This window comes from Chelativorans intermedius (genome assembly GCF_025398255.1).
GTDB lineage: Bacteria > Pseudomonadota > Alphaproteobacteria > Rhizobiales > Rhizobiaceae > Chelativorans > Chelativorans intermedius.
Genome location: NZ_JAODNW010000070.1, coordinates 1 through 2524, shown reverse-complemented (window position 1 = coordinate 2524; position 2524 = coordinate 1). Strand labels below are relative to the sequence as shown.

Genomic DNA, 2524 nt, shown 5'->3' with positions numbered 1-2524 from the left:
TGAGAACGGCGGTGAGAAACTAGTCCACGGAAGCGGCGGCATGGAGCTGCTGCGGGCGGCGTAAAAGTCGTCCACCCTTTCCCTTTCTGCGACAGCAGGGAGGGCGCGAGGATTTTCAGCGTGGAACTATATCTCAGGGTTCGCCAGGCCTGCGCGGGGGGCATGAGCCAGCGTCAGGCGGCGAAGGCCTTCAACATCTCCCGTGATACGGTTGCGAAGATGATGACGTTCTCGGTGCCGCCGGGCTACCGGCGGACGGCCGAAGTCAGGCGGCCGAAGCTTGATCCCTTTATCCCGATCATCGAGGGCTGGCTTGAGGCGGAACGCTCCATGCCGCGGAAGCAGCGGCACACGGCGAAGCGGGTGTTCGACCGGCTTCGTGACGAGTGCGGGTTCACCGGCGGCTACACGATCATCAAGGATTACATCCGGGAGCGAGAACGGCGGGGCCAGGAAGTGTTCGTGCCGCTGGCGCATCCCCCGGGCCATGCGCAGGCCGACTTCGGCGAGGCGATGGTCAAGATTGGCGGTGTCGAGCAGAAGGCCCACTTCTTTGTTTTGGATCTGCCGCACAGCGACGCCTGTTACGTCCGCGCCTATCCGGCGGCTGTGGCCGAGGCTTGGGTGGACGGCCACATCCACGCCTTTGCCTTCTTTGGGGCAGTGCCGCAGTCGATCGTCTATGACAATGACCGGTGCCTGGTGGCGAAGATCCTGCCCGATGGCACCCGCAAGCGGGCCGTCCTGTTCAGCGGCTTCCTGTCGCATTACCTGATCCGGGACCACTACGGCCGTCCTGGCAAAGGCAATGACAAGGGGAATGTCGAGGGCTTGGTGGGCTATTGCCGCCGCAACTTCATGGTGCCGCTTCCCGAGTTCACGAGCTGGGAGGCATTCAACCTTTGGCTGGAGGAGCAATGCCGCAAGCGCCAGCACGATGTCCTGCGCGGTGAGAGCGAGACGATCGGCGAGCGGTTGCAACGTGATCTGGTTGCCATGCGCCCCCTCCCGGTCGCGCCTTTCGACGCCTGTGACCAGGACAGTGGCCGCGTCTCGTCCCAGTGTCTGGTGCGCTACAAGACCAACGACTACTCGGTGCCGGTTGCCTTCGGCCATCAGGATGTCTGGATCCGGGCCTATGTCCACGAGGTGGTGATCGGCTGCCGGGGCGAGGTCATTGCCCGCCATCCCCGCTGCTGGGATCGCGAGGAGATCGTCTTCAACCCGATCCACTACCTGCCGCTGCTGGAGCAGAAGATCAACGCACTCGATCAGGCCGCACCATTGCAAGGCTGGGAGCTTCCCGAGGAGTTCGCAACGTTGCGCCGGCTAATGGAAGCTCGCATGAACCGACATGGCCGACGCGAATACGTCCAGGTCCTGCGGTTGCTCGAGACCTTTGATCTGGCTGATCTGCATGCCGCGGTGAAGCAGGCGCTTCAGATGGGCGCAATCGGCTTCGACGCCGTGAAGCACCTGCTGCTTTGCCGTGTTGAACACCGTCCGCCCCGGCTGGACCTGGACTGTTATCCCTATCTACCCAAGGCAACAGTCGAGAAAACCAGGCCCGGCTCCTATATGCGGTTGTTGTCGGGCGATGCGGAGGACGCGGCATGAGCGATGGTCCGGAAATCCTGCTCGCCCATCACCTCAAGGCGCTGAAGCTGCCCACGTTCCTGCGGGAACATCAGAAGCTGGCCCGGCAATGTGCGGCCGAAGGCATGGATCATGTCCGATACCTCGCCCGGCTTGTTGAACTGGAGTTGATCGACCGGGAGCGGAGGATGGTCGAGCGCCGCATCAAGGCCGCCAAATTCCCCACGGTCAAAAGCCTCGACAGCTTCGACTTCAGCGCCATCCCGAAGCTCAACAAGATGCAGGTGCTGGAACTGGCCCGCTGCGAATGGATCGAGCGGCGCGAGAACGTCATTGCCCTTGGCCCAAGCGGCACGGGCAAGACGCACATTGCCCTTGGCCTCGGGCTGGCGGCTTGTCAGAAGGGCATGTCGGTCAGCTTCACCACCGCCGCAGCCCTGGTCAACGAACTGATGGAGGCCCGCGACGAACGTCGCCTGCTTCGCTTTCAGAAGCAGATGGCTGCCGTCAAGTTGCTGATCGTCGACGAACTGGGCTTTGTGCCGCTGTCCAAGACCGGCGCCGAGTTGCTGTTCGAGCTGATCTCGCACCGCTACGAGCGCGGCTCGACCCTGATCACCAGCAATCTGCCCTTCGATGAATGGACCGAGACCTTCGGCTCCGAGCGCCTCACCGGCGCACTGCTCGACCGGCTGACCCACCACGTCAGCATCCTCGAGATGAACGGCGAGAGCTATCGCCTCGCCAACAGCACTGCCCGAAAGCGGCAACAAAAGTCCTGAGATCAGATCGCTCGTTTTGGCCCAAAGAGGCCAATGCGCCATGGCACGCGCCAGCTATTGGTAAGCGCGCGCGCCATGGCGCAGGCCACTGCCACCTGGCCTGGTTTTGCGCCGCCGCGTGGCCGGATTTTGCACCGCCGTTGACA

Annotated in this window: 2 protein-coding genes; both read left to right on the top strand. The window is 63.0% G+C overall.

The window, feature by feature from the left end:
- Window positions 1-120: 120 nt before the first annotated feature.
- Window positions 121-1617, top strand: a complete 1497-nt coding sequence (istA, locus tag NYR58_RS20225; protein ID WP_261517277.1) for an IS21 family transposase — start codon at window positions 121-123, stop codon at window positions 1615-1617.
- Entirely contained in the window at window positions 1614-2378 is a 765-nt protein-coding gene (gene istB, locus NYR58_RS20220; protein WP_028035775.1) for an IS21-like element helper ATPase IstB, read from the top strand. The genes istA and istB overlap by 4 nt, the downstream gene beginning before the upstream one ends.
- Window positions 2379-2524 lie beyond the last annotated feature (146 nt).